The following is a 22,314-nucleotide window of genomic DNA, read 5'->3' as shown; positions in this document are numbered from 1 at the left end:
AAGGAAATCATCATGTCAATGGGTACGCAGGCACTGCTCATCTTCCTGCTGATCGGGCTCGTTGCCGGCTTTCTGGCAAGCCTTGTGGTTGGCGGCGGCGGTTTGATCCGGTGCTTGCTGAGCGGCATCATCGGCGCCTTCGTCGGTGGCTTTCTGTTCAATGCGCTGGGCATCTCGCTCGGCATTGAAAATGCATTGGTGGTACAGATCATTCACGCCACCGTCGGCGCGATCATCGTGGTGCTGATCGCCAGAGCGATAGCGTAGGCAGACCGGGAAACGGAAGGACGGATATGGAAGGCGTAGGCTGGTTGGCGGCAATCATCATCGGCGGTTTTGCGGGCTGGCTCGCGGGCAAGCTGATGGATGCGCGATACGGCATTCTGCTGAACATCGTGCTCGGCATCGTCGGCTCGGTCGTCGCGACCGCCATCCTGGCGCAGTTCCATATTGAAGTGGCCGGTGGGCGGCTCGGCTACTTCGTCACCGGATTCCTGGGCGCTTGCCTGCTGATATTCTTCGCCCGGCTCGTCCGGCGATGATGCACATGACCGGCCGATTGTAACGGACGGCCAAAAGACTTATGTGCAGACTGATGAAGCCGCATTGGGGCGGCGGAAAGTTGAAACGGTAATGGTAACCATTCTCGACACGATCAATCCCGACGTAAAGCGCGTGCGCCATCCGGAAAAGGCCCACCGGCCTGACCAGGAAGTTCTGCGCAAGCCGGAATGGATCCGTGTAAAGGCGCCGACCTCCAAGGGCTATGCCGAAACCCGCTCGATCGTGAAGGAGCACAAGCTCGTCACCGTCTGCGAGGAAGCCGGCTGCCCTAATATCGGCGAGTGCTGGGACAAGAAGCACGCCACCTTCATGATCATGGGCGAGATCTGTACTCGCGCCTGCGCCTTCTGCAACGTCTCGACCGGCAAGCCGAATGCGCTGGATATGGCAGAGCCCGAGAACGTCGCCAAGGCCGTCAAGCAGATGGGCCTCAGCCATGTCGTCATCACCTCCGTTGACCGTGACGATCTGGAAGATGGTGGCGCCGAGCATTTCGAAAAGGTGATCTGGGCGATCCGCGAGGCCTCGCCGATGACGACGATCGAAATCCTGACCCCTGACTTCCTGAAGAAGCCGGGTGCCCTGGAGCGTGTCGTCGCCGCCAAGCCCGACGTCTTCAACCACAACATGGAAACCGTCGCCGGCAACTACCTGACCGTCCGTCCCGGCGCCCGCTATTTCCACTCCATCCGCCTGCTGCAGCGCGTGAAGGAACTGGACCCGACCATGTTCACCAAGTCGGGCATCATGGTTGGCCTCGGCGAAGAGCGCAACGAAGTGCTGCAGCTGATGGACGACCTGCGCACCGCCGACGTCGACTTCCTGACCATCGGCCAGTACCTGCAGCCGACCCGCAAGCACCACAAGGTCGAAAGCTTCGTGACCCCGGAGGAATTCAAGTCCTACGAGACCGTCGCTTACACCAAGGGCTTCCTGATGGTCGCTTCCAGCCCGCTGACGCGCTCCTCGCATCACGCCGGCGATGACTTCGCCCGTTTGAAAGCGGCGCGCGAAAAGAAGCTGCTGATCGCCGCAGAATAAAATCCCTGCTTGCATTTTCGAGAAGCCGCGGCGATTTTTCGCCGCGGCTTTTTGTTTGCCGAGAATGCGGAGCGATGCGATGCCGGCCTATATCGACGACCTCGACCAAGCCGTCAGCCTGATCCGCGGCTCAGGGCGCATCATGGTCGTCGGCTGCTCCGGCGGCGGCAAGAGCACGCTATCGCGAAAACTCTCCGGCCTTCTCGGCCTCCGGCATATCTCGATGGACAGGGAGTTCTTCTGGCTGCCCGGCTGGGTAAAGCGGGCGAAGGCCGAGGAGCGGGCGCTGATCACCGAGGTTGTCAACGGGGAAGCCTGGCTGATGGACGGCACCGGCCCCTCGACCTTCGATATCCGCGTGCCGCGCACGCAGTTCATCATCTGGGTGCGCATGCCGCGGTGGATCTGCCTCTGGGGTATCTGCAAGCGCGCGTTCTTCCACCTCGGCAAGACACGGCCGGACATGGCGCCCGGCTGCCGGGAACAGCTGCCGGACCGCGAATTCCTCACCTACATCTGGACTTTCGAGCAGCGGTTTTCGCCGCTCGTCATCGACGGGATCGATCGCTACGGCCCTGATATCCCGGTTTTGCAGCTGAAAAGCCGGCGAGACGTGGGCCGCCTTCTTGATCTTCTCGGCGCGCCCGCTTAACTGCGCTTCATGCCGCAATTCGAAACGCATCGCCCCGTTCCCCATACAGCCGAGCAGATGTTCGACCTCGTCGCGGATGTCGAGCGCTATCCGGAATTCCTGCCGCTCTGCGAGGCGCTGACGATCCGCAGCCGCAAGGAACGCGACGGCAAGATCCTGCTCGTCGCCGATATGACGGTTGGCTACAAGGCGATCCGCGAGACATTCACGACGCAAGTGCTGCTCAACAAGGCAGAGCGCGTCATTGACGTGAAATATATCGACGGCCCGTTCAAGTATCTCGACAATCGCTGGAGCTTCGCCGAAGCCACGCCGGGCTCGATGGTCAATTTCTTCATCGATTACGAGTTCAAGAGCCGCATTCTGGGCGCGCTCATGGGCACGATGTTCGACAGGGCTTTCCGCATGTTCACGGAAGCCTTCGAAAAGCGCGCATCGGCGATCTACGGCAGCTGACGCCTACCGATCCAGGAAGTGGTCGAAGACCTGGTTTGCCGGATAGGCGTAGTAGCCCCGATCCACGAAACTGCGCCGGTAGAGGCAGTTCCGCAGAGCCACATTGTAGATCATGCTGTGCGTATCCGGCGAGCCGCGATGAGACATCGCTTCCGGCTGGCAATAGGACAGCGCTCGATCGTAGCGGGCGAGCAGCACCGGGTCGGAATCGACACGGATGCCGGAATAGGTCTGATAGTTGGACGGTGCTTCCGCGGCAGAAATACAGCCGAGGCTCAATGCAACGCCGATGGCAGCCAAATATCGCATGGGAACATCCTTCAAAACCGGCAGCGGCCGGCAACGCGGCAGAAACGGTGGCAGAAGACTTTTGTTCCCGGATGCTACTTCAGCGCCAGCAGCATTTCCAGCGCCGTCTTGACGGTCGCAAGCCGCACCTTGTCGCGGCCGATATCGCCATAGAGCATCTTGTGATGCATGAGCGCGCCCTGGCGTGATTTCGCCGCGAGATGGACGAGGCCGACAGGCTTTTCCGCTGAGCCGCCGCCTGGCCCGGCAATGCCGGTCACCGCCACGGCAAAAGCAGCGCGCGAGCGGAAGAGGGCGCCATGCACCATCTGCCGCGCGGTTTCCTCGGATACGGCGCCGAAGCGTGCAAGCGTATGCTCCTGGACGCCGAGCATCTCCATCTTCGCCATGTTCGTATAGGTGACGAAACCGCGGTCGACGACGGCGGAGGATCCCGAGATCTCCGTCAAGGCACCGGCGATCAATCCGCCCGTGCAGCTCTCCGCCGTCGAGACCATCAACTCCTCTGCCGAGAACTCCCGGATGATCTTCTCAGCAAGCGCCAGGATCTCGGCCGTGAACATCGTCAATCCCTCGCGCCGCGGAAGACGACGGTCGCCGTGGCGATGGCGGCAATGCCCTCGCGGCGGCCGACGAAGCCGATCGTCTCGTTGGTCGTCGCCTTCACCGAGCAGCGGCCGATGGAAATACCGAGGAACTCGGCAAGATTGGCGCGCATCTCGTCGCGATGCGGCCCGACCTTCGGTGCTTCTGCGATCAGCGAGACGTCGGCATTCATGATCGTCCCGCCGCAGTCGCGCACGATCTTGGCGGCATGTTCGAGGAAGATTCGGGATGCCGCGCCCTTCCATTGCGGATCGGATGGCGGAAAATGGTCGCCGATATCGCCGGCGCCGCAGGTGGCGAGCAGCGCATCGGTCAGCGCATGCAGCGCCACGTCGGCATCCGAATGTCCCTTCAGCTTCTGATCGTGCGGAATGAACAGGCCGCAGAGCGTCACGCCGTCGCCGGGCTCCAACTGGTGGACGTCATAGCCGTTGCCGGTACGCACGTCGGGCAGGGCCGATGACGACAGGCGGTTGTCGGCAAGGGCGATATCGCGCTTCACGGTCAGCTTCATGTTGTCGGCAGCTCCTTCAACGATGGTCACGGGAATGCCCGCCCATTCGGCAATCGAGGCATCGTCGGTGAAATCACTCCGGCCGGATCGATGCGCATCTTCATGCGCGGCCAGAATGGTGTCGAAAGCGAAGGACTGCGGCGTCTGCGCCGCAAAGAGGTGTTCGCGCGACACGGTCTCCAGCACGGTTCCCGTATTGTCGGCGCGTTTCAGCGTATCGGCGACCGGCGTGGCAGGAAGGACTGCGGGCGCTCCGGCAATGAGCGCATCGGCGACGCGGTCGAGCAGCACATGGTCGAAGAACGGCCGCACGGCATCGTGAATGAGAACGTGGCTGATGCCCTTGTCCTTGAGATGGCGCAGGCCGGCCAGCACCGATTGCTGGCGCGTCGCGCCGCCATGCACCGCCTCGATCGGCGTCGCTGAAAGGATATGGCGCAGCGCCTTGTCGAACAGCGCCTCGTCGTCGGGGTGGATGACCACGACGATATGGGCGGCGTGCTCCCATGTCATGAAGTTTTCAAGCGTATGGGCAATAACCGGCTTGCCGCCGACCATGCGATACTGCTTCGGCCCTTCGACGGAGGCACCAGCGCGCTCGCCGCGCCCCGCGGCGACGACGACGATCCCGGCCGATAGTGGTTGCTTCGAATGCATTTGCGGCATAAATCCCTAAAATATGCAGAAAGCGACGTAAGTGCTCTATAGCCTTGGTCACCGGCTTTCCAGCATCTGCCCAAAAAATATCGATTCCAACCAAAGCCTCTTGGCAAGCCATTCGTCTATGGCTAAAAATAGTGCAGCAATATTGTGTGCCTGAAAGATAATCAATTGCATCCAGTGAACCTAGCAGCGCCATTGCAGATCGGAAACGTCTCCGTGCGCAACCGCGTCGCGCTCGCGCCGATGTCCGGCGTCACGGATATGCCGTTCCGGCAGCTGGCCTGGCGCTATGGCGCCGGCCTCGTCGTCACCGAGATGGTGGCGAGCCGCGAGCTGGTCAATAACACCGCCGAATCCTGGTCGCGCCTGAAGGCCGCCGGCTTCAAGCCGCATATGGTGCAGCTTGCCGGGCGCGAAGCCTATTGGATGGGCGAGGCGGCCAAGGTCGCCGCCGATGCCGGCGCCGATATCATCGACATCAATATGGGTTGCCCCGCCAAGAAGGTGATCGGAGGCTACTCCGGCTCGGCGCTGATGCGCGATCCCGATCACGCCTTGACGCTGATCGAGGCGACCGTGAAGGCGGTCGATATCCCTGTCACGCTGAAGATGCGCCTCGGCTGGGACGAGAACTCGCTGAACGCTCCTGATATCGCCAAGCGCGCCGAGGAGGCAGGCGTCCAGCTGATCACCATCCATGGCAGAACGCGCATGCAGTTCTACGAGGGCAAGGCGGATTGGGACGCAATCCGCGCCGTCCGCGATGTCGTTTCGGTGCCGCTGATCGCCAACGGCGATGTCAACACGCCCGAAGATGCTGAGGAGATTCTCCGCCGCTCGGGCGCCGATGCGGTGATGATCGGCCGCGGCTGCCAGGGCCGTCCGTGGCATGCTGGCGTGCTTGCCGGTGCTGCCGGTCCTGAAAGCGCGGAGATCGCCGATATTGCCGTCGAGCACTACCGGATGATGCTGAAATTCTACGGTGAGCATGTCGCCATCCGCCATTCCCGCAAGCATCTCGGCTGGTATCTCGAACGATACGCCCCCGGCCTTTCCGGGGAAGACAGGGCGGCGATCATGACTTCGAACCAGCCGCTGGAGGTGGAGCGGCGGCTTCACGATGCGCTCTCTGCAGGTGCAGAGGCAGTTCAGAGCCGGGAGGCGGCATGACGGACAAGACGCAGGCCGATCAGACGAGTGGCGTAGCGATGGCGGTGCTGAACGCCATCCAGAACCCTGTGATCATGGTGGACGAGGCCGGTCTCGTGGCTTTCGCCAATTGGGAGGCCGAAGCCTTCTTCGGCGCCAGTGCCTCGCATCTGGCGCGCTACAGGATCTCGACCTTTATTCCTTTCGGCAGCCCGCTGCTGGCGCTGATCGATCAGGTCCGAGAGCGTCGCGCTCCGGTCAACGAGTATCGCGTCGATCTGAGCTCGCCGCGGCTTGGCCAGGACAAACTGGTCGACCTCTATGTCGCCCCTGTCATCAGTGCCCCGGGTTCCGTCGTCGTCGTCTTCCAGGAGCGCTCGATGGCCGACAAGATCGACCGTCAGCTGACCCATCGCGCCGCGGCGCGCTCCGTCACCGGGCTGGCTTCGATGCTGGCGCATGAAATCAAGAACCCGCTCTCCGGCATCCGTGGCGCTGCTCAGCTTCTCGAACAGTCGGCTGTCGATGAGGACCGGGCGCTGACCCGGCTGATCTGCGACGAGACTGACCGCATCGTTTCGCTGGTCGACCGTATGGAAGTCTTCTCCGACGAGCGCCCCGTCGATCGCGTTCCGGTCAACATCCATTCGGTCCTCGATCATGTGAAGGCCGTGGCCAAGGCAGGATTTGCCCGCCAGATCCGCATCACCGAGAATTACGACCCGTCGCTGCCGGCCGTTTATGCCAATCGCGACCAGTTGGTGCAGGTCTTCCTCAATCTGGTGAAGAACGCCGCCGAGGCTGTCGGTGAACGGCAGGACGGCGAAATCTTGCTGACGACCGCCTATCGTCCCGGCATCCGCCTCTCCGTCGCCGGCACGCGCGAAAAAATCTCGCTGCCGCTGGAATTCTGCGTGCAGGACAATGGTCCGGGCGTTCCCTCCGACCTGCTGCCGCATCTCTTCGATCCCTTCATCACCACCAAGACCAATGGCAGCGGCCTTGGTCTTGCGCTTGTCGCCAAGATCATCGGTGACCATGGCGGCATCATCGAATGCGACAGCCAGAACAACAAGACCACCTTCCGTGTCCTGATGCCGGCATCCAAGGATGCCTCTTCCGATGACGCGGCAATTGCAAACCCCACAGGAACTTCTCGATGACAGCAACGATTCTCGTCGCAGATGACGATGCGGCAATTCGTACGGTGCTCAATCAGGCGCTCAGCCGCGCAGGCTACGATGTCCGCATCACCTCGAACGCCGCCACGCTCTGGCGCTGGGTTTCGGCGGGCGAGGGCGATCTTGTGGTGACCGACGTCATCATGCCCGACGAGAACGCCTTTGATCTGCTGCCGCGCATCAAGAAGGCAAGGCCGGATCTGCCGGTGCTGGTCATGAGCGCCCAGAACACCTTCATGACGGCGATCAAGGCCTCCGAGAAGGGCGCCTATGATTACCTGCCGAAGCCATTCGACCTGACGGAGCTGATCGGCATCATCGGCCGGGCGCTGGCCGAGCCGAAGAAGAAGCCCGCCAAGCTGGACGAGGACATGCAGGACGGTATGCCGCTGGTCGGCCGCTCCGCCGCGATGCAGGAAATCTACCGCGTCTTGGCGCGCCTGATGCAGACCGACCTGACGCTGATGATCACCGGTGAGTCCGGTACCGGCAAGGAGCTCGTCGCCCGCGCGCTGCACGATTACGGCAAGCGCCGCAACGGTCCATTCGTCGCCATCAACATGGCCGCCATCCCGCGCGATCTCATCGAGTCCGAGCTCTTCGGCCACGAGAAGGGCGCTTTCACCGGCGCGCAGAACCGCTCGACCGGCCGTTTCGAGCAGGCCGAGGGCGGCACGCTCTTCCTCGATGAAATCGGCGACATGCCGATGGATGCGCAGACGCGCCTTCTCCGCGTCCTGCAGCAAGGCGAATACACCACCGTCGGCGGCCGCACGCCGATCCGCACCGACGTGCGCATCGTCGCCGCCACCAACAAGGACCTGAAGCAGGCGATCAATCAGGGTCTCTTCCGCGAGGACCTCTACTATCGCCTCAACGTCGTGCCGCTGCGCCTGCCGCCGCTGCGCGACCGCGCCGAGGATATCCCCGACCTCGTCCGCCACTTCATCCAGCAGGCGGAAAAGGAAGGTCTCGGCACCAAGCGATTCGACCAGGAAGCGCTGGAGCTGATGAAGGCCTACGCTTGGCCGGGTAACGTTCGCGAGCTCGAGAACCTGATCCGCCGCCTGATGGCACTTTATCCACAGGATGTGATCACCCGCGAAATCATCGAGAGCGAGCTGCGCTCCGACGTGCCGGATAGCCCGATCGACAAGGGTCCGATCCGCTCTGGTTCGATGACGATCGCCCAGGCTGTCGAAGAGAATATGCGCACCTATTTCGCCAGCTTCGGCGAGAATCTGCCGCCGCCCGGCCTCTATGACCGTGTTCTCACCGAATTGGAGTATCCGCTGATCCTGGCAGCGCTGACAGCGACCCGCGGCAACCAGATCAAGGCGGCCGATCTTCTCGGTCTGAACCGCAATACGCTGCGCAAGAAGATCCGTGAGCTCGGCGTTTCGGTCTACCGGAGCTCCCGCACAGCTTGACAATGTGGCGGGATGCGTTGCATTTTCGCCACAATGCGTTGCTTAAAGGTCACGCATGGGGTTTGGACAATCGTAACCATAACAGATGGTCTGTGCCGCTGATCTCTTCATTCAGGGATTGAGCGAACGCTTTCGATTTCCGGTCCGTTGGTTGCAGATGTGGCGTGGCGGCGATTTGCCGCCAGGAGAATGACCTGATGAAGCAGGATGCGGCATCGCCTGCGGCGGGTGAAGAGGGAGTTGCGATCGTCACCGATCGCCGCGCGCTTTTCGCATTGCCAGGCCTCATGCTGGCGGGTGGTGCGCTGCTCTGCGCCACTGCAACGCTCTTCGTGCTGCTCGGCTTCACGCCGATCGAGCCGACCTCGCGCGTCGTCATTACCTCCGTCGTCGTCAATTCCTTCTTCGTCCTTGGCCTGATGGCGCTGATCGGCCGTGAGGTTGCGCGGCTGATGAAGGCACGAACCCGCGGAAGGGCCGCAGCGCGGCTTCACATCCGCATCGTCGTGCTTTTCTCACTGGTGGCGATCACCCCGGCGATTCTTGTCGCCCTCTTTGCCAGTATCACGCTGAATGCCGGTCTCGACCGCTGGTTCTCGCTGCGCACACAGTCGATCGTCAGTTCGTCGCGCAATGTCGGCCAAGCCTACATGATGGAGAATGCCAGCTATCTCCAGGGCCAGACGGTCTCGATGGCGAACGACCTGGAGCGCAACCGCACGCTCTTCAATCTCGACCGTACCGGCTTTGCCGACCTGATGACTCGCCAGGCGCGCGGACGCGGCCTGCTCGGCGCCTTCCTGGTCGAAAGCAACGGCGCGGTGATCACGCAGGCAGACATCAAGACCGAGAAGCCGCTGCCGGCCATTCCGCAGGATGCGCTGACCAAGGCCGCCGCCGGCCAGCCGACTCTGATTCCGCCGGGTGTCACCAACCTCGTCGGCGCCATCATCAAGCTCGAATCCATTCCTGACGCATTCCTCTACACGGTGCGTGCCGTCGATCCGAAGGTCATGGGCGCCATGCGCCTGATGCAGGAAAACGCCAGCGAATATCAGTCGATGGAGGCGGGGCGCGTCTCGCTGCAGATCGCCTTTGCGGTTCTCTATATCGGTTTCGCGCTGATCGTTCTGCTCGCCGCCATCTGGACCGCAATCGCCGTCGCCGACCGTATCGTCCGCCCGATCCGGCTGCTGATCACGGCTGCCGATAGCGTTGCATCCGGCAATATGGATATCGTCGTCCCGGTTCACGCCGTCGATGGCGACGTCGCCAACCTGTCGCGCACCTTCAACAAGATGATTTCGGAAATCCGCACCCAGCGTGACGAAATCCTCGAGGCGAAGGACGAGGTGGACGACCGCCGCCGTTTCATCGAGGCCGTGCTGTCGGGCGTTACCGCTGCCGTGATCGGCGTCGAGAGCGACCGCCGCATCACCATCGTCAACAGCTCGGCCGAGACGCTGATGGCGCTCGAAGCGCCTGATATGCTCGGCAAGCAGCTTTCCGATATCGCTCCCGAGGTCGATCAGGTCCTCACTGAGGCCGCACAGCGCTATCGCGGCGATTTCCGCAAGCAGATCGCTCTGGTGCGCGGCGGCACGGTCCGTACGCTCAGCGTCCAGGTGACGCGTGAAGAGGTGAGGGAGAGCGGCGAATCCTACGTCATCACCCTCGACGACATCACCGATCTCGTCATTGCTCAGCGTTCCACGGCCTGGGGCGACGTTGCCCGCCGTATCGCCCACGAGATCAAGAACCCGCTGACGCCGATCCAGCTGTCGGCCGAGCGCATCCAGCGCCGCTACGGCAAGCAGATCAATCAGGACGACAAGACCGTCTTCGACCAGTGCACGGACACGATCATCCGTCAGGTCGGCGATATCGGCCGCATGGTCGACGAATTCTCGGCTTTCGCCCGCATGCCGAAGCCGACCAAGGAACCGAGCGACCTGCGCGACATCCTGCGCGACGCGATGTTCCTGCGCGAGATGGGCAACACCCATGTCAGCTTCCTGCAGGAGCTCGGCGAACGGCCGCTTGAAGGCATGTTCGACAGCCGCATGCTGGGTCAGGCCTTCGGCAACCTGATCAAGAACGCCGTCGAGGCGATCGAAGCCGTACCGAGCGAAGAACGCGACGAGCGTAAGGTGCTGGTGCGGGCAGCTATGGACGAGGGCCGTGACCGCTTCACCGTCGATGTTATCGATAACGGTCGCGGTCTGCCGGTGGAAAACCGGCACAGCATTCTAGAGCCTTACATGACGATGCGGGAGAAGGGCACGGGCCTCGGCCTCGCCATCGTCAAGAAGATCATTGAAGAGCATGGCGGGCAGCTTGAGCTGCATGATGCGCCCGCAGAATTTGACCAGGGAAGAGGAGCCATGATCCGCGTGCATCTGCCGCGTCTCGAGCCGGCATCTTCCGCCCCTGCTGAAAGCGACAAGGAAAGCGTTTATGGCCTCTGATATTCTCGTCGTCGACGATGAGCATGACATTCGCGAGATCGTGTCCGGGATCCTGTCCGACGAGGGCCACGAAACGCGGACCGCTCACGATAGCGATAGCGCACTGGCAGCGATCTCCGATCGCGCCCCGCGGCTGATCTTCCTCGATATCTGGATGCAGGGCAGCAAGCTCGACGGGTTGTCCCTGCTCGACGAGATCAAGACGCGCCATCCCGATATTCCGGTCGTGATGATCTCGGGTCATGGCAATATCGAAACGGCCGTTTCCGCCATCAAGCGCGGTGCTTTCGATTTCATCGAGAAGCCCTTCAAGGCCGACCGCCTGATCCTGATTGCCGAGCGCGCGCTGGAAAACTCCAAGCTGAAGCGCGAAGTCTCCGAGCTCAAGAAGCGGGCGGGCGATGCCGTCGAGCTGATCGGCACGTCCGTCGCCGTCTCGCAGCTGCGCCAGACGATCGAGAAGGTCTCGCCCACCAACAGCCGTATCATGATCTTCGGCGCATCCGGTTCCGGCAAGGAACTTGTGGCGCGCATGATCCACAAGAAGTCGACGCGCGCCAACGGCCCGTTCGTGGCGCTCAACGCCGCCAACATCACCCCCGACCGGATGGAAATCGCGCTCTTCGGCACCGAGGGATCGCCCGGCCAGGCCCGCAAGATCGGAGCGCTGGAAGAGGCCCATCGCGGCATTCTCTATCTCGACGAAGTCGGCGAAATGCCGCGCGAGACGCAGAACAAGATCCTGCGCGTACTCGTCGACCAGCAGTTCGAGCGCGTCGGCGGCTCCAAGCGGGTGAAGGTCGATGTCCGCATCATCTCCTCGACCGCCTACAATCTCGAAAGCCGCATTGCCGAAGGCTGGTTCCGCGAAGACCTTTATCATCGTCTGGCCGTCGTGCCGGTCCGGGTTCCGGCACTGGCCGAGCGCCGCGAGGACATTCCGTTCCTCGTTGACCAGCTGATGCGCCAGATTTCCGAACAGGCCGGCATTCGCCAGCGCCGCATCGGCGATGACGCGATGGCCGTTCTGCAGGCCCATGACTGGCCGGGCAACATCCGCCAGCTGCGCAACAATATCGAGCGCCTGATGATCCTGGCCCGTTCCGACGGCCCGGACGCGCCGATCACCGCCGACATGCTGCCGACCGATCTTGGCGACATGCTGCCGAAGGTTTCGGCCAAGAACGACTATCACATTATGACGCTGCCGCTGCGTGAAGCGCGCGAGATGTTCGAGAAGGATTATCTGATCGCCCAGATCAACCGCTTCGGCGGCAATATCTCGCGCACCGCCGAGTTCGTCGGCATGGAGCGCTCGGCGCTTCACCGCAAGCTGAAGTCGCTCGGCGTCTAAGCTTCTGCCGGCGCAGATCCTGCGCCGATTCATGTCATTGCCCCAGCACCAGGTTTCCCATGCCCAGAATTTCCTACGTCAACGGCCAGTACGTCACGCATTCTGAAGCAGCCGTTCATATCGAGGATCGCGGCTATCAGTTCGCCGATGGCGTCTATGAGGTCTGCGAGATCCGCCACGGCTATATCGTCGATATCACCCGCCACCTGGATCGCCTGCACCGCTCGCTGAGCGAGTTGCGCATCGCCGCGCCGATGAGCCGTGCCGCGATGGTGCATGTGATTCGCGAGACCGTTCGCCGCAACAAGGTGAAGAACGGCCTCTTCTACATGCAGGTCACCCGCGGCGTCGCCCGCCGTGACCACGTGTTCCCGGCCGAAGGCACCAAGCCGTCGATCGTCATCACCGCCAAGAGCACCGATGCATCGGTTGTCGCCAAGAAGAATGCCAATGGCATCAAGGCTGTGACCGTGTCCGACAACCGCTGGGACCGCGTCGATATCAAGACCGTCGGTTTGCTGCCGAACGTCATGGCCCGCCAGCAGGCGAAGGAGGCCGGCGCCCAGGAAGCGATCTATGTCGACCGTGACGGCTTCGTTACCGAGGGTGCGGCAACCAACGTCTGGTTCGTCGATGCCGACGGTACGCTCGTCACCCGTCCGGCAGAGCATGGCATCCTCAAAGGGATTACGCGTACCACCTTGCTGGATGTCGGCGCCAAACTGGGCCTCAAGGTCGCGGAACGTAAGTTCACCGTTGCCGAAATGCTGGCCGCACGCGAGGTTTTCATCACGGCGGCGACAAGCATTTGTTTTCCTGTGGTTTCCATCGATGGACAGACGATCGCCAATGGCCATCCCGGAAGCGTTTCGCAGAATATTCGGGAAGCCTTTTTCGACGTTGCGGAAAAGATTGCGATTTGATACCAAGATTTGCTGGACGCAGGGGTGAGGGTTACCTGCCGACGGCCTGGAGAGGTTGATTAGTATTCTACCGGCTGAAACACGCCGGCAATAAAGAAAGAAGCGGCGCGATGGCGGAACGTTCTCAGAATCTGCAGGACTTATTTCTCAATACTGTTCGCAAGCAAAAGATTTCCCTTACAATTTTTCTGATTAACGGCGTTAAGCTCACGGGCGTTGTCACGTCTTTCGACAATTTCTGCGTTCTTCTTCGCCGTGACGGTCATTCGCAACTCGTGTATAAGCACGCGATCTCGACGATCATGCCGGGCCAGCCCATGCAGATGTTCGAGAGCGAAGAAGCCGCTTCCTGATAGGATCAGAAGTCATTTCGACACGCGATACGAAGAACGATTCCATCATCCCGGAAGCCGAAAAGCTCCGGGACGATATGCGCGCGACCGTCGTCGTGCCCGTGCTCAAGCAGGGCCGGGGACGTGGCGCCGCATCCGATGGTGCAATCTCCACGACACGTTCGCCGGAAAGCCGGCTTGAAGAAGCAAGCGGTCTCGCCGAAGCGATCGACCTCGATGTCGTCTATGGCGCCGTCGTCCCGATCAATGATCCCCGGCCTGCAACGCTGCTCGGCACCGGCAAGATCGAAGAGATCAAGGCCAAGCTCGACGAGCATGATTCGGGTCTTGTCATCGTCGATCACCCGCTGACCCCGGTTCAGCAGCGCAATCTCGAGAAGGCATGGAACGTCAAGGTCATCGACCGCACGGGCCTCATCCTCGAAATCTTCGGCCGCCGCGCCTCCACCAAGGAAGGCACGCTGCAGGTCGATCTCGCGCACCTGAATTACCAGAAGGGCCGCCTGGTCCGCAGCTGGACCCACCTTGAGCGCCAGCGCGGCGGTGGCGGTTTCATGGGTGGTCCGGGTGAAACGCAGATCGAAGCCGACCGGCGCATGCTGCAGGATCGCATCATCAAGCTGGAGCACGAGCTGGAGCAGGTCGTGCGGACCCGCCAGCTTCACCGCGCCAAGCGCAAGAAGGTGCCGCATCCGATCGTCGCCCTGGTCGGCTATACCAACGCCGGCAAATCGACGCTGTTCAACCGCATCACCGGCGCCGGCGTGCTGGCCGAGGACATGCTGTTCGCAACGCTCGATCCGACGCTGCGCCGCATGAAACTGCCGCATGGCCGCACCGTCATCCTTTCCGATACCGTCGGTTTCATCTCCGACCTGCCGACCCACCTGGTAGCCGCCTTCCGCGCGACGCTGGAAGAGGTGCTGGAAGCCGATCTCATCCTGCATGTCCGCGACATGGCCGATGACGATAATCCGGCCCAGAGCGCCGACGTGCTGCGCATCCTGAACGATCTCGGCATCGATGAAGCCGAGGGCCAGAAGCGTATCATCGAGGTCTGGAACAAGATCGACAGGCTGGAGCCGGAAACCCACGACGCCATCGTCCAGAAGGCATCCGGCGCCGAGAATGTCGTCGCCGTCTCGGCCGTCAGCGGCGAGGGTGTCGACCGGCTGATGGACGAAATCAGCCGCCGCCTTTCCGGCGTCATGACGGAGACCTCGATCACCGTGCCGGTTTCGAAACTGGCGCTGCTGTCGTGGATCTATGAGCACGCCATCGTCGATGCCCGCGAGGACAACGAGGACGGCTCGGTGACGCTAGACGTGCGCATGGCCGAGGCTGAAGCGTCGGCACTCGAAGGACGGCTCGGCACGCAGAAGACGGCGAAGGAAGATTGGGAGCGCTGAGCGCTCGCAATCTCGCACTGCATCAGATCATTGGAAGGGACGGCATGGCTGGTATCAAGGCTCGGGCAGGCGGTCTTTTGCTGATCGCTATCGGATGCGCTCTCGCCTGGTTTTTCCTGCTGCAGCCGCTGAAGGAAGCGCAGGCCGGTGTTCCCGAGGTCCATTATCAGCTGAGAGCCTTCCTCGCGGTGCCCGCCTGCCTGGTCTTCGGATTGGGCTTTCTGTTCGCCGGCGCAGGCCTGAACTATCGCAATGCCGCCGAAAAGAAGCTGACGGTCACCGGCTGGGTGCTCCTCGCGATCGTCGCACTGCTGACGTTGGCGGGCTACTGGTGGTTCCAGCAGCAGTTCTCGGCGCTCGGCTATACCAGCGCCGTCTGATCTCTTGCTGCAGGCTCTTTATCGGAAGCTAGCCATTCCAGACCAATCCGCCCGACAGGATCGAGCAGCTCCCCAGTCACCAGCGTCGTGATCAGGCTGCGCAGGAACGGCAGTTTCGTCGCCGGGCCGATCATCAGGTCCCGGCTCATCGGCAGGATCTTGCTATCCGACTGATAGAACGGCGTCAGCACGCGGCTCAGCAGCTGGTAGAAGCGGATATGGATCTGGCGCTGGCGCAGATGCCGTGAAATAGCGTCGCCGACCGTTGCCTCGCGGATCATCGCAGTGCAGAGCGAGGCAGCGTCGAGCAGTGCCATATTGGCGCCCTGGCCGAGTTGCGGGCTCGTTGCATGCCAGGCGTCACCGATCTTGACGACATTCTGCCCGGCGAGCGGGACGCGCGTATGATGCCGGTAGCGTGCATGAACCGGCTCGGCCGATGCGGCGAAATGGGCAGCCTCCGGCCAGAAGCGATGCACCGCTTCGATCCACGCCTCGCGCCCGGCGTCGCGCCAGGCCGCCACATCCTTGTTGCGGATGCTCCAGAAGAAGGTCGCCATCGGCGCCGCTCCATCCTTGGCCGTGCCGACAGGCAGCACGCCGGCCATCTGGCTCGCCCGGTGATAGCGCTGTTCCAGTTCGTCGGAATGGAAGACGCCCGATGCATCCCAGGGAACGGTGGCCCAGAGCGCGCCGTAATCGAGCTCGGTCGAGGACTTGTAGCCGATCGGCGAGCTTGCGCCCATCGCATCGATGACGAGATCGGAAGCGGTGGATGCCTTGCCGTTGCCGAGCTTTAGCCGCGGCCTCGCGCCCGGTTCGAACGCCGTCACCCGCGACGCCGTTTCGAAACTCACGCCGGATGCGACAGCGGCATCGAGCAGCAGGTCGAAGAGTGCCACCCGCTGGATGGCGATGCCCGATGCACCATTGCGGTAACCGACATCGAGCACGGTGCGGCCCGTCGCCGAGAGCTTGCCATGCATCCGCAGGATCCGCGCGCCGCGTTGCTCGACCTGGTCAAGCAGCCCCATCGCCGCGAGCACCGCGGATCCCGTCGGCTGCAACACGAAGCCGGATCCGACCGGCTGCGGCGCTGCCATCTGGTCGTAGATGGTGACGTTTGCGCCATGGCGCGCCAGGAGCGCGGCGAGCGACAATCCGCCGATACCGGCACCTGCAATCGCGATCTCAAGGCCGGAGAGCTTCATGGCGGGTCAGCCGAGTTGCCGTTCGATGGCTTTCGCCGCCTGCCAGATTTCTTCCATCCGCTCCAGGCTTGCGGCCTCCAACGTTTCGCCTTCCTTCTCAAGAACCACTTCTATATGATTGAAACGGCGTCTAAACTTCGTGTTCGTTCCGCGCAGGGATTGTTCCGGATCGGCATCGACATGGCGGCCGATATTGACGACGGCGAAGATGAGATCGCCGAGCTCGTCGCTGACCTTGGCCCGGTCGCCATGCGCCAGTGCCTCGCGCAGTTCGCCGATCTCTTCCTCGATTTTGTCGAGGATCGGCTCGGGCGCCGACCAGTCGAAGCCGACCTTCGCCGCACGCTCCTGCAGCTTCAGCGCCTCCGTCAGGGCTGGAAAGCTGCGCTGCACAGAGCCCAGAAACCCGGCCGTGGAGTCCTCGGTCACCCCGCGCCTGGCGCGCCGCTCGGCACGCTCGCGCTTCTCCGCCTGCTTGATCTCGTCCCACTGCTTCTTCACGCGATCCGGCGTATCCGCATCGGAGCGCGCGAAGACATGCGGGTGGCGGCGGATCATCTTGCGGGTGATGGCCTCGACGACATCGCCGAAGGCGAACTCACCGGCTTCCTCCGCCATCCGCGCGTGAAAGACCACCTGCAGCAGGAGATCGCCGAGCTCGTCGCAGAGATCGTCCATATCGTTGCGCTCGATCGCATCGGAAACCTCATAGGCCTCCTCGATCGTATAGGGCTTGATGGTCTCGAAGGTCTGGACGATGTCCCAGGGGCATCCCGTTTCCGGGTTGCGCAGCGCTGCCATGATCTCGATGAGGCGCGAAATGTCTTTGGAGGCTTCCATGATCGCTCAATTCAGGGGGATGTCGTTATCGCTCTTGGAGGCCTGATAGGCGCCGGAGAGAGCATCGTAGCGGGACTTGATGCGGGCGGTCTGCGCCTTCAGCTCGCTCTTTAGCGCATCCGCCTCGGTCTCGACCAGATCAGCGATCGCAAAGCTGTTCCAGAAAGCGTTGCTGCGGCGGTATCCGCCGGGCTCCAGGCCGAAGACTTCCTTGAGGATCTTCAGGTCGTGCGGAATGGCGAAGCTGTCTCGGGAGTCTTCGTGGCTGAAGAAATAATAGAAGTTATCGAAACCCGCCCAGGTGATCGCCGACATGCACATGGTGCAGGGTTCGTGAGTCGACAGGAAGATCAGGTCCTTGGTCGCCGGTTTCTCGCCGAGTTCGTAGAAGCGCTTCAGCGTGTGCACTTCGCCATGCCAGAGCGGATTTTCGAGCTCGTTGTTGGTCTCTGCGACCACCAGCGAGAGGTCGGACTTGCGCAGGATTGCCGCGCCGAACACCTTGTTGCCGGCAGAAACGCCGCGCTCGGTCATCGGCAGGATATCGCGCTCCATCACCTCGAGCAGGCGTGGAGCAATCGTCTTGGAAGCCATGGCTTTCTCCTTGTCGCAGCAAGTCTATCCCGCCCGGGCAAGAAGAAAAATGCCGAATTGCCCGATGGACGTTTTTGATCACAGGCTTTACATTGCACTGCAGCGACAACGGCGTCGCTCGGGCGACTTTTCTCAAATCAGTGGCATGCAGGCAAAAGATTACGCGGACCGCGTAGGCTTTCGAATTTCTGTTTCTTCAACGCCTTGCCGGTTAAAGGCATATTGGCGCAACTTCGAAGTGGAATGATAATGCCTTCCAAGAGCGAACAGCTATCGGTTTTCCCCGCCTTCTTCCGTGTTGAAGGGCGGATCGCGGCTGTCTTCGGTAACGGGGACGAGGCCTATGCGAAGGTGCGCCTGCTGCTAAATACGCAAGCGCGCGTCATTGCCTATACCGATCATCCTGAAGCCAGCTACCACGCCTTCCTGATCGCCAATCGCATCGAGACCGTCCGCGCATCCTTCGCTGCCGAACAGGTCGAGGGCGCGGTGCTTGTCTTCGCAGCAACCGGCGAAGCTGCCGCCGACCGCGCCATCGTCGATGCAGCGCGCGCCGCAAAAATTCCCGCCAATGCCGTCGATCAGCCTGATTACTGCGATTTCTTCACGCCGGCGCTTGTCAATCGCGCGCCCGTCGCCGTCGCGATCGGCACGGAAGGCGCCGGTCCGGTCCTGGCCCAGATGATCCGCGCGCAGATCGACCAGCTGCTCGCGCCCTCGCTTGGGCGCCTCGCGACCTTGGCGACCAGCTACCGCAAGACGGTCGAGCACCTCATTCCGCGCGGCGTTTCCCGCCGTGTCTTCTGGCGCGGCTTCTTCTCCGGTCCCGTCGCTGATGCCGTGGCCAATGGCAACCTGCCGGAGGCCGAGCGCGCCGCACATGCGCTGCTGCAGGAAACCGGCAAGGCGAAGGGTCGTATCTGGCTCGTCGGCGCCGGCCCCGGTGCCGAAGACCTGCTGACGCTGCGTGCGCAGCGCGTCATGATGGAAGCCGATGTGCTCGTCTTCGACGCACTCGTGCCGCAGGCAATCGTCGACATGGGCCGCCGCGATACCGAACGTATTTCGGTCGGCAAGCGCAAGGGCTGCCATTCCAAGTCTCAGGAAGAGATCAACGATCTGCTCGTCCAGCTTGGCCGTGAAGGCAAGCGCGTCGTGCGCCTGAAATCCGGCGATCCGTTGGTCTATGGCCGGGCAGGGGAAGAGATGGCCGCCCTGCGCGCCGCCGGTATCGCCTATGAAGTGGTGCCTGGCATCACATCTGCCTTCGCTGCCGCGGCTGATTTCGAACTGCCGCTGACGCTGCGCGGCGTCGCCTCGTCGCTGGTATTCACCACCGGCCACGACTTGACCGGCGACGTGCTGCCGGATTGGGCGAGCCTCGCCGTCTCGGGTGCCACCATCGCCGTCTATATGGGCCGCACCGTCGCGGCCTCGGTTGCCGAGCGCCTGATGGCTGCCGGCATTCCCGCCGAGACGACGGTTGCCGTCATCGAGAATGCCAGCCGCGCCGAGCGCCGTCTCATGCATGGCATTCTGCGCGATCTTCCCGACCTGCAGCATCGTGACGAATTGACGGGACCCGTCATGGTCATTATCGGCGATGCAGTGGCAGGCGCCAATTTCGAACTGTCCGAGCCGCTGGTTCGCCGGGAGGCGAGCGTGCCGGAACTTGCAAGGAGCTGATCATGGTAGACAAGGTACTGACCGCCAACCGGTTGACGGACGGCATTGCCGTCTGGCTCGACGCCAATGGCGCGTGGGTCACCTCGTTGCAGGATGCGCTGGTTGCCCGCCATGCGGAAGCGGTCGCCGCGCTCGAGGACATCGGCAAGAAAGCCTATGCCGACAACAAGGTCGTTGACGTCAATGTCATCGAGGTTCAGGAAACCAACGGCGTATTGTGGCCGCTGCGCCTGCGTGAGCGCATTCGCGCGCAAGGCCCGACCATGGAATATGCTCCGGGATATGCGATTGCCGATCCCAAGTTCATTGATGTCTGAGGAAGCTGATGTACCGTTACGACGAATTTGACCACGCCTTTGTCGCCGAGCGCGTTGCGCAGTTCAGCGATCAGGTCCAGCGCCGTCTCGCCGGCGAGCTTTCCGAAGATGCCTTCAAGCCGCTGCGCCTGATGAACGGCGTTTACCTGCAGCTGCATGCCTACATGCTGCGAATCGCCATTCCCTATGGCACGCTGAGCTCCAAGCAGATGCGCATGCTGGCCCATGTCGCTCGCACCTATGACCGCGGCTATGGCCACTTCACCACCCGCCAGAACCTGCAGTTCAACTGGCCGAAGCTCTCGGACATGCCGGCCGTTCTCTCCGAATTGGCAACTGTCGAAATGCACGCGCTGCAGACATCCGGCAACTGCATCCGCAACGTCACGGCAGACCATTTCGCCGGCGCCGCCGCCGATGAAGTCGCTGATCCCCGGCCTTATGCGGAAATCCTGCGTCAGTGGTCGTCTGTCCACCCCGAATTCTCCTTCCTGCCGCGCAAGTTCAAGATCGCCGTCACCGGTGCCGAGCGTGACCGCGCCGCAATCCAGGTCCATGATATCGGCCTGCATCTGAAGAAGAACGACAAGGGCGAGATCGGCTTTGCAGTTTACGTCGGCGGTGGCCAGGGCCGCACGCCGATGGTCGCCAAGCTGATCCGCGACTTCCTGCCGGAAGAGGACCTCTTGTCCTACACGACCGCCGTCATGCGCGTGTACAATCTGCACGGCCGCCGCGACAACAAGTACAAGGCCCGCATCAAGATCCTCGTCCATGAGACCGGCGCCGAAGAGCTCGCCCGCCAGGTCGAGGTCGAGTTCGCGCAGCTGAAGGACACCGAGCTGAAGCTGCCGGAACAGGACGTCGATGCGATCACCGCCTATTTCGCGCCGCCGGCTTTGCCGCAGCGCGCCGAAGGCTGGGAAAACCTTGCCCGGTGGAAGAAGGCCGATCCGGCGTTCGCCCGCTGGGTCCAGCAGAACGTGCAGCCGCACAAGAACCCCGACTACGGCATGGTGACGATCTCGCTGAAGCCGATCGGCGGCATTCCGGGTGACGCCTCCGACAGCCAGATGGATGCGATTGCCGATATCGCCGAAGAATATGCCTTCGACGAAATCCGCGTCAGCCACGAACAGAACCTGATCCTGCCGCATGTCGCGCTGGCCGATCTCGAAGCCGTCTATCGCGGCCTCGTCGCCATCGATCTCGCCGAAGCCAATGCCGGCCTGATCACCGATATCATCGCCTGTCCGGGCCTGGACTACTGTGCTCTCGCCAACGCGCGCTCGATCCCAGTGGCCCAGGAAATCTCCCGCCGCTTCGGCAATCCCGAGCGCCAGGCCGAAATCGGCGAGCTGAAGATCAAGATCTCCGGCTGCATCAATGCCTGCGGCCATCACCATGTCGGCCATATCGGTCTGCTCGGTGTCGAGAAGAAGGGTGCCGAGCTCTATCAGATCACGCTTGGCGGCTCCGGCGACGAGCACACCTCGATCGGCGAAATCATCGGCCGCGGCTTCGAGCCCGAGAAGGTGACGGACGCGATCGAGACGATCGTCGATACCTATCTGAAGATCCGCAAGGATCAGTCGGAAATCTTCCTCGAAGCCTATCGCCGTGTCGGACCGCAGCCGTTCAAGGACGCGCTCTACGGCTCTGCCGCCGAAGCTGCATAAGGAGGGGATGATGACGAAGATCTGGAGAGAGACCGGTTTTGTCGAAAACGATCCCTGGGTCATCGAGACCGAGGAAGTCAAGGCAACCGAAAATCAGAAGCCGCTGCTTGGCCTCGACGAGCTCATCGCCAAGGCGGACGAAAGCAACGATGTCGGCCTCGGTGTGCTGGTCAAGCCGGCCGACGATGTCCGCAAGCTCGAGCCCTATCTCGACCGTCTGGCGATCATCGCCGTTGCCTTCCCGGCATTCAACGATGGCCGCGCCTTCAGCCACGCCTCGCTGCTGCGCGATCGCCTCGACTACAAGAGCGAACTGCGCGCCGTCGGCGACGTGCTGATCGACCAGGTGCCGTTGATGCTGCGCGTCGGCATCGACAGCTTCGCGGTCACCAACGAGACGGCGCTGAAGCGTCTCTTGGAAAACCGTCTGCCGGGAATTCAGCATCATTATCAGCCGGCTGTGCGTGACGCGGACAGCGGCAAGGGCTATAGTTGGCGCCGTCAGGCGAAGCCGGCGGCATAGGGCCGGCTCGCC

The 22,314-nt window shown here is 62.2% G+C and carries 25 protein-coding genes; 19 read left to right on the top strand and 6 right to left on the bottom strand.

Features of this window, described 5'->3' with window-relative positions; all coding sequences use genetic code 11:
* Positions 1 to 12 precede the first annotated feature (12 nt).
* The 5 genes from ACODR6_RS30325 to ACODR6_RS30305 all read left to right on the top strand — a co-directional run bounded on the left by ACODR6_RS30325 (position 13) and on the right by ACODR6_RS30305 (position 2,713).
* Positions 13 to 267, top strand: coding sequence for a GlsB/YeaQ/YmgE family stress response membrane protein (locus tag ACODR6_RS30325; protein ID WP_112711771.1), 255 nt, complete (start codon positions 13 to 15; stop codon positions 265 to 267).
* A gap of 26 nt (positions 268 to 293) precedes the next feature.
* Positions 294 to 542, top strand: a complete 249-nt coding sequence (locus tag ACODR6_RS30320; protein ID WP_112711773.1) for a GlsB/YeaQ/YmgE family stress response membrane protein — start codon at positions 294 to 296, stop codon at positions 540 to 542.
* Between the two features lie 91 nt (positions 543 to 633).
* Positions 634 to 1,605 carry a lipoyl synthase gene (lipA, locus tag ACODR6_RS30315; protein WP_130278378.1) on the top strand — a complete coding sequence of 324 codons (972 nt, stop codon included), beginning with the start codon at positions 634 to 636 and terminating at the stop codon, positions 1,603 to 1,605.
* Between the two features lie 79 nt (positions 1,606 to 1,684).
* Positions 1,685 to 2,257: a P-loop NTPase family protein gene (locus ACODR6_RS30310; RefSeq protein WP_489026210.1), complete on the top strand. Its 573-nt coding sequence runs from the start codon at positions 1,685 to 1,687 to the stop codon at positions 2,255 to 2,257.
* Positions 2,258 to 2,266: 9 nt separating this feature from the next.
* Positions 2,267 to 2,713: a type II toxin-antitoxin system RatA family toxin gene (locus ACODR6_RS30305; RefSeq protein ID WP_489026208.1), complete on the top strand. Its 447-nt coding sequence runs from the start codon at positions 2,267 to 2,269 to the stop codon at positions 2,711 to 2,713.
* 3 nt (positions 2,714 to 2,716) lie between these two features.
* On the opposite strand, the gene ACODR6_RS30300 is transcribed toward ACODR6_RS30305, so the two are convergent.
* From ACODR6_RS30300 to ACODR6_RS30290, 3 genes are all read right to left on the bottom strand, one after another.
* Entirely contained in the window at positions 2,717 to 3,022 is a 306-nt protein-coding gene (locus ACODR6_RS30300; protein WP_112711779.1) for a hypothetical protein, read from the bottom strand.
* Positions 3,023 to 3,096: 74 nt separating this feature from the next.
* Positions 3,097 to 3,585 (bottom strand): CinA family protein, encoded by a 489-nt coding sequence (locus ACODR6_RS30295; RefSeq protein ID WP_489026206.1) that lies wholly within the window; start codon positions 3,583 to 3,585, stop codon positions 3,097 to 3,099.
* A gap of 2 nt (positions 3,586 to 3,587) precedes the next feature.
* Complete coding sequence (locus tag ACODR6_RS30290) at positions 3,588 to 4,808, bottom strand: bifunctional 2-C-methyl-D-erythritol 4-phosphate cytidylyltransferase/2-C-methyl-D-erythritol 2,4-cyclodiphosphate synthase (protein WP_489026205.1); 1,221 nt, start codon at positions 4,806 to 4,808, stop codon at positions 3,588 to 3,590.
* A 144-nt stretch (positions 4,809 to 4,952) separates the two neighbouring features.
* Here ACODR6_RS30290 and dusB point away from each other — a divergent pair, with 144 nt between their 5' ends.
* The 9 genes from dusB (at position 4,953) to ACODR6_RS30245 (ending at position 15,452) form a co-directional block, all read left to right on the top strand.
* The gene (gene dusB / locus ACODR6_RS30285; RefSeq protein WP_489026203.1) at positions 4,953 to 5,975 is read left to right on the top strand and encodes a tRNA dihydrouridine synthase DusB; all 1,023 of its coding nucleotides are present in this window, start codon (positions 4,953 to 4,955) and stop codon (positions 5,973 to 5,975) included.
* Positions 5,972 to 7,117, top strand: coding sequence for a two-component system sensor histidine kinase NtrB (locus ACODR6_RS30280; RefSeq protein ID WP_449096946.1), 1,146 nt, complete (start codon positions 5,972 to 5,974; stop codon positions 7,115 to 7,117). Before dusB ends, ACODR6_RS30280 begins: the two co-directional genes overlap by 4 nt.
* Positions 7,114 to 8,565 (top strand): nitrogen regulation protein NR(I), encoded by a 1,452-nt coding sequence (ntrC, locus tag ACODR6_RS30275; RefSeq protein ID WP_112711789.1) that lies wholly within the window; start codon positions 7,114 to 7,116, stop codon positions 8,563 to 8,565. The genes ACODR6_RS30280 and ntrC overlap by 4 nt, the downstream gene beginning before the upstream one ends.
* A 197-nt stretch (positions 8,566 to 8,762) precedes the next feature.
* A complete protein-coding gene (locus ACODR6_RS30270) occupies positions 8,763 to 11,033 on the top strand; it encodes a sensor histidine kinase NtrY-like (protein WP_489026200.1) in 2,271 nt (756 codons plus the stop codon).
* Positions 11,023 to 12,387 carry a nitrogen assimilation response regulator NtrX gene (ntrX, locus tag ACODR6_RS30265; protein ID WP_112711793.1) on the top strand — a complete coding sequence of 455 codons (1,365 nt, stop codon included), beginning with the start codon at positions 11,023 to 11,025 and terminating at the stop codon, positions 12,385 to 12,387. Before ACODR6_RS30270 ends, ntrX begins: the two co-directional genes overlap by 11 nt.
* Positions 12,388 to 12,446: 59 nt before the next feature.
* Positions 12,447 to 13,310: a D-amino-acid transaminase gene (locus ACODR6_RS30260; RefSeq protein WP_130278371.1), complete on the top strand. Its 864-nt coding sequence runs from the start codon at positions 12,447 to 12,449 to the stop codon at positions 13,308 to 13,310.
* A 110-nt stretch (positions 13,311 to 13,420) separates the two neighbouring features.
* Positions 13,421 to 13,663 (top strand): RNA chaperone Hfq, encoded by a 243-nt coding sequence (gene hfq / locus ACODR6_RS30255; protein WP_003539403.1) that lies wholly within the window; start codon positions 13,421 to 13,423, stop codon positions 13,661 to 13,663.
* 77 nt (positions 13,664 to 13,740) lie between these two features.
* Positions 13,741 to 15,072, top strand: a complete 1,332-nt coding sequence (hflX, locus tag ACODR6_RS30250; protein ID WP_489026197.1) for a GTPase HflX — start codon at positions 13,741 to 13,743, stop codon at positions 15,070 to 15,072.
* A 44-nt stretch (positions 15,073 to 15,116) separates the two neighbouring features.
* Positions 15,117 to 15,452 (top strand): hypothetical protein, encoded by a 336-nt coding sequence (locus ACODR6_RS30245; protein WP_489026196.1) that lies wholly within the window; start codon positions 15,117 to 15,119, stop codon positions 15,450 to 15,452.
* Here ACODR6_RS30245 and ACODR6_RS30240 read toward each other — a convergent pair.
* From ACODR6_RS30240 to ACODR6_RS30230, 3 genes are read right to left on the bottom strand one after another with little or no spacing between them, the layout of a single operon-like run.
* Complete coding sequence (locus ACODR6_RS30240; protein WP_489026194.1) at positions 15,434 to 16,663, bottom strand: FAD-dependent oxidoreductase; 1,230 nt, start codon at positions 16,661 to 16,663, stop codon at positions 15,434 to 15,436. The two genes, ACODR6_RS30245 and ACODR6_RS30240, sit on opposite strands and share 19 nt — an antisense overlap.
* A gap of 6 nt (positions 16,664 to 16,669) precedes the next feature.
* The gene (gene mazG, locus ACODR6_RS30235) at positions 16,670 to 17,503 is read right to left on the bottom strand and encodes a nucleoside triphosphate pyrophosphohydrolase (RefSeq protein ID WP_489026192.1); all 834 of its coding nucleotides are present in this window, start codon (positions 17,501 to 17,503) and stop codon (positions 16,670 to 16,672) included.
* A gap of 6 nt (positions 17,504 to 17,509) precedes the next feature.
* Positions 17,510 to 18,097, bottom strand: coding sequence for a nucleoside deaminase (locus ACODR6_RS30230; RefSeq protein ID WP_112711805.1), 588 nt, complete (start codon positions 18,095 to 18,097; stop codon positions 17,510 to 17,512).
* Between ACODR6_RS30230 and ACODR6_RS30225 the strand changes: the two genes are divergently transcribed.
* Genes ACODR6_RS30225 through ACODR6_RS30205 form a run of 5 tightly spaced genes read left to right on the top strand, consistent with a single transcriptional unit; the run spans position 18,087 to position 22,302 of the window.
* Positions 18,087 to 18,344 (top strand): hypothetical protein, encoded by a 258-nt coding sequence (locus ACODR6_RS30225; RefSeq protein WP_203428918.1) that lies wholly within the window; start codon positions 18,087 to 18,089, stop codon positions 18,342 to 18,344. The two genes, ACODR6_RS30230 and ACODR6_RS30225, sit on opposite strands and share 11 nt — an antisense overlap.
* Before the next feature lie 2 nt (positions 18,345 to 18,346).
* Positions 18,347 to 19,783, top strand: a complete 1,437-nt coding sequence (gene cysG / locus ACODR6_RS30220) for a siroheme synthase CysG (protein WP_489026189.1) — start codon at positions 18,347 to 18,349, stop codon at positions 19,781 to 19,783.
* 2 nt (positions 19,784 to 19,785) lie between these two features.
* Entirely contained in the window at positions 19,786 to 20,100 is a 315-nt protein-coding gene (locus tag ACODR6_RS30215) for a DUF2849 domain-containing protein (RefSeq protein ID WP_130278364.1), read from the top strand.
* Between the two features lie 8 nt (positions 20,101 to 20,108).
* Positions 20,109 to 21,779 (top strand): nitrite/sulfite reductase, encoded by a 1,671-nt coding sequence (locus ACODR6_RS30210; protein WP_489026186.1) that lies wholly within the window; start codon positions 20,109 to 20,111, stop codon positions 21,777 to 21,779.
* Between the two features lie 10 nt (positions 21,780 to 21,789).
* Entirely contained in the window at positions 21,790 to 22,302 is a 513-nt protein-coding gene (locus ACODR6_RS30205; RefSeq protein WP_489026184.1) for a DUF934 domain-containing protein, read from the top strand.
* Positions 22,303 to 22,314 lie beyond the last annotated feature (12 nt).

The organism is Rhizobium sp. FG96, assembly GCF_057808655.1.
Note: the sequence above shows the minus strand (reverse complement) of the source record. Positions and strands in the feature narration are given on the sequence as shown.

Excerpts from the sequence above, each read along its gene's own strand:
- ACODR6_RS30325 (WP_112711771.1), top strand. The coding sequence starts at position 13 with ATGTCAATGGGTACGCAGGCACTGCTCATCTTCCTGCTGATCGGGCTC.
- ACODR6_RS30320 (WP_112711773.1), top strand. The coding sequence starts at position 294 with ATGGAAGGCGTAGGCTGGTTGGCGGCAATCATCATCGGCGGTTTTGCG.
- lipA (WP_130278378.1), top strand. The coding sequence starts at position 634 with ATGGTAACCATTCTCGACACGATCAATCCCGACGTAAAGCGCGTGCGC.
- ACODR6_RS30310 (WP_489026210.1), top strand. The coding sequence starts at position 1,685 with ATGCCGGCCTATATCGACGACCTCGACCAAGCCGTCAGCCTGATCCGC.
- ACODR6_RS30305 (WP_489026208.1), top strand. The coding sequence starts at position 2,267 with ATGCCGCAATTCGAAACGCATCGCCCCGTTCCCCATACAGCCGAGCAG.
- ACODR6_RS30300 (WP_112711779.1), bottom strand. The coding sequence starts at position 3,022 with ATGCGATATTTGGCTGCCATCGGCGTTGCATTGAGCCTCGGCTGTATT.
- ACODR6_RS30295 (WP_489026206.1), bottom strand. The coding sequence starts at position 3,585 with ATGTTCACGGCCGAGATCCTGGCGCTTGCTGAGAAGATCATCCGGGAG.
- ACODR6_RS30290 (WP_489026205.1), bottom strand. The coding sequence starts at position 4,808 with ATGCCGCAAATGCATTCGAAGCAACCACTATCGGCCGGGATCGTCGTC.
- ACODR6_RS30280 (WP_449096946.1), top strand. The coding sequence starts at position 5,972 with ATGACGGACAAGACGCAGGCCGATCAGACGAGTGGCGTAGCGATGGCG.
- ntrC (WP_112711789.1), top strand. The coding sequence starts at position 7,114 with ATGACAGCAACGATTCTCGTCGCAGATGACGATGCGGCAATTCGTACG.
- ACODR6_RS30270 (WP_489026200.1), top strand. The coding sequence starts at position 8,763 with ATGAAGCAGGATGCGGCATCGCCTGCGGCGGGTGAAGAGGGAGTTGCG.
- ntrX (WP_112711793.1), top strand. The coding sequence starts at position 11,023 with ATGGCCTCTGATATTCTCGTCGTCGACGATGAGCATGACATTCGCGAG.
- ACODR6_RS30260 (WP_130278371.1), top strand. The coding sequence starts at position 12,447 with ATGCCCAGAATTTCCTACGTCAACGGCCAGTACGTCACGCATTCTGAA.
- hfq (WP_003539403.1), top strand. The coding sequence starts at position 13,421 with ATGGCGGAACGTTCTCAGAATCTGCAGGACTTATTTCTCAATACTGTT.
- hflX (WP_489026197.1), top strand. The coding sequence starts at position 13,741 with ATGCGCGCGACCGTCGTCGTGCCCGTGCTCAAGCAGGGCCGGGGACGT.
- ACODR6_RS30245 (WP_489026196.1), top strand. The coding sequence starts at position 15,117 with ATGGCTGGTATCAAGGCTCGGGCAGGCGGTCTTTTGCTGATCGCTATC.
- ACODR6_RS30240 (WP_489026194.1), bottom strand. The coding sequence starts at position 16,663 with ATGAAGCTCTCCGGCCTTGAGATCGCGATTGCAGGTGCCGGTATCGGC.
- mazG (WP_489026192.1), bottom strand. The coding sequence starts at position 17,503 with ATGGAAGCCTCCAAAGACATTTCGCGCCTCATCGAGATCATGGCAGCG.
- ACODR6_RS30230 (WP_112711805.1), bottom strand. The coding sequence starts at position 18,097 with ATGGCTTCCAAGACGATTGCTCCACGCCTGCTCGAGGTGATGGAGCGC.
- cysG (WP_489026189.1), top strand. The coding sequence starts at position 18,347 with ATGCCTTCCAAGAGCGAACAGCTATCGGTTTTCCCCGCCTTCTTCCGT.
- ACODR6_RS30215 (WP_130278364.1), top strand. The coding sequence starts at position 19,786 with ATGGTAGACAAGGTACTGACCGCCAACCGGTTGACGGACGGCATTGCC.
- ACODR6_RS30210 (WP_489026186.1), top strand. The coding sequence starts at position 20,109 with ATGTACCGTTACGACGAATTTGACCACGCCTTTGTCGCCGAGCGCGTT.
- ACODR6_RS30205 (WP_489026184.1), top strand. The coding sequence starts at position 21,790 with ATGACGAAGATCTGGAGAGAGACCGGTTTTGTCGAAAACGATCCCTGG.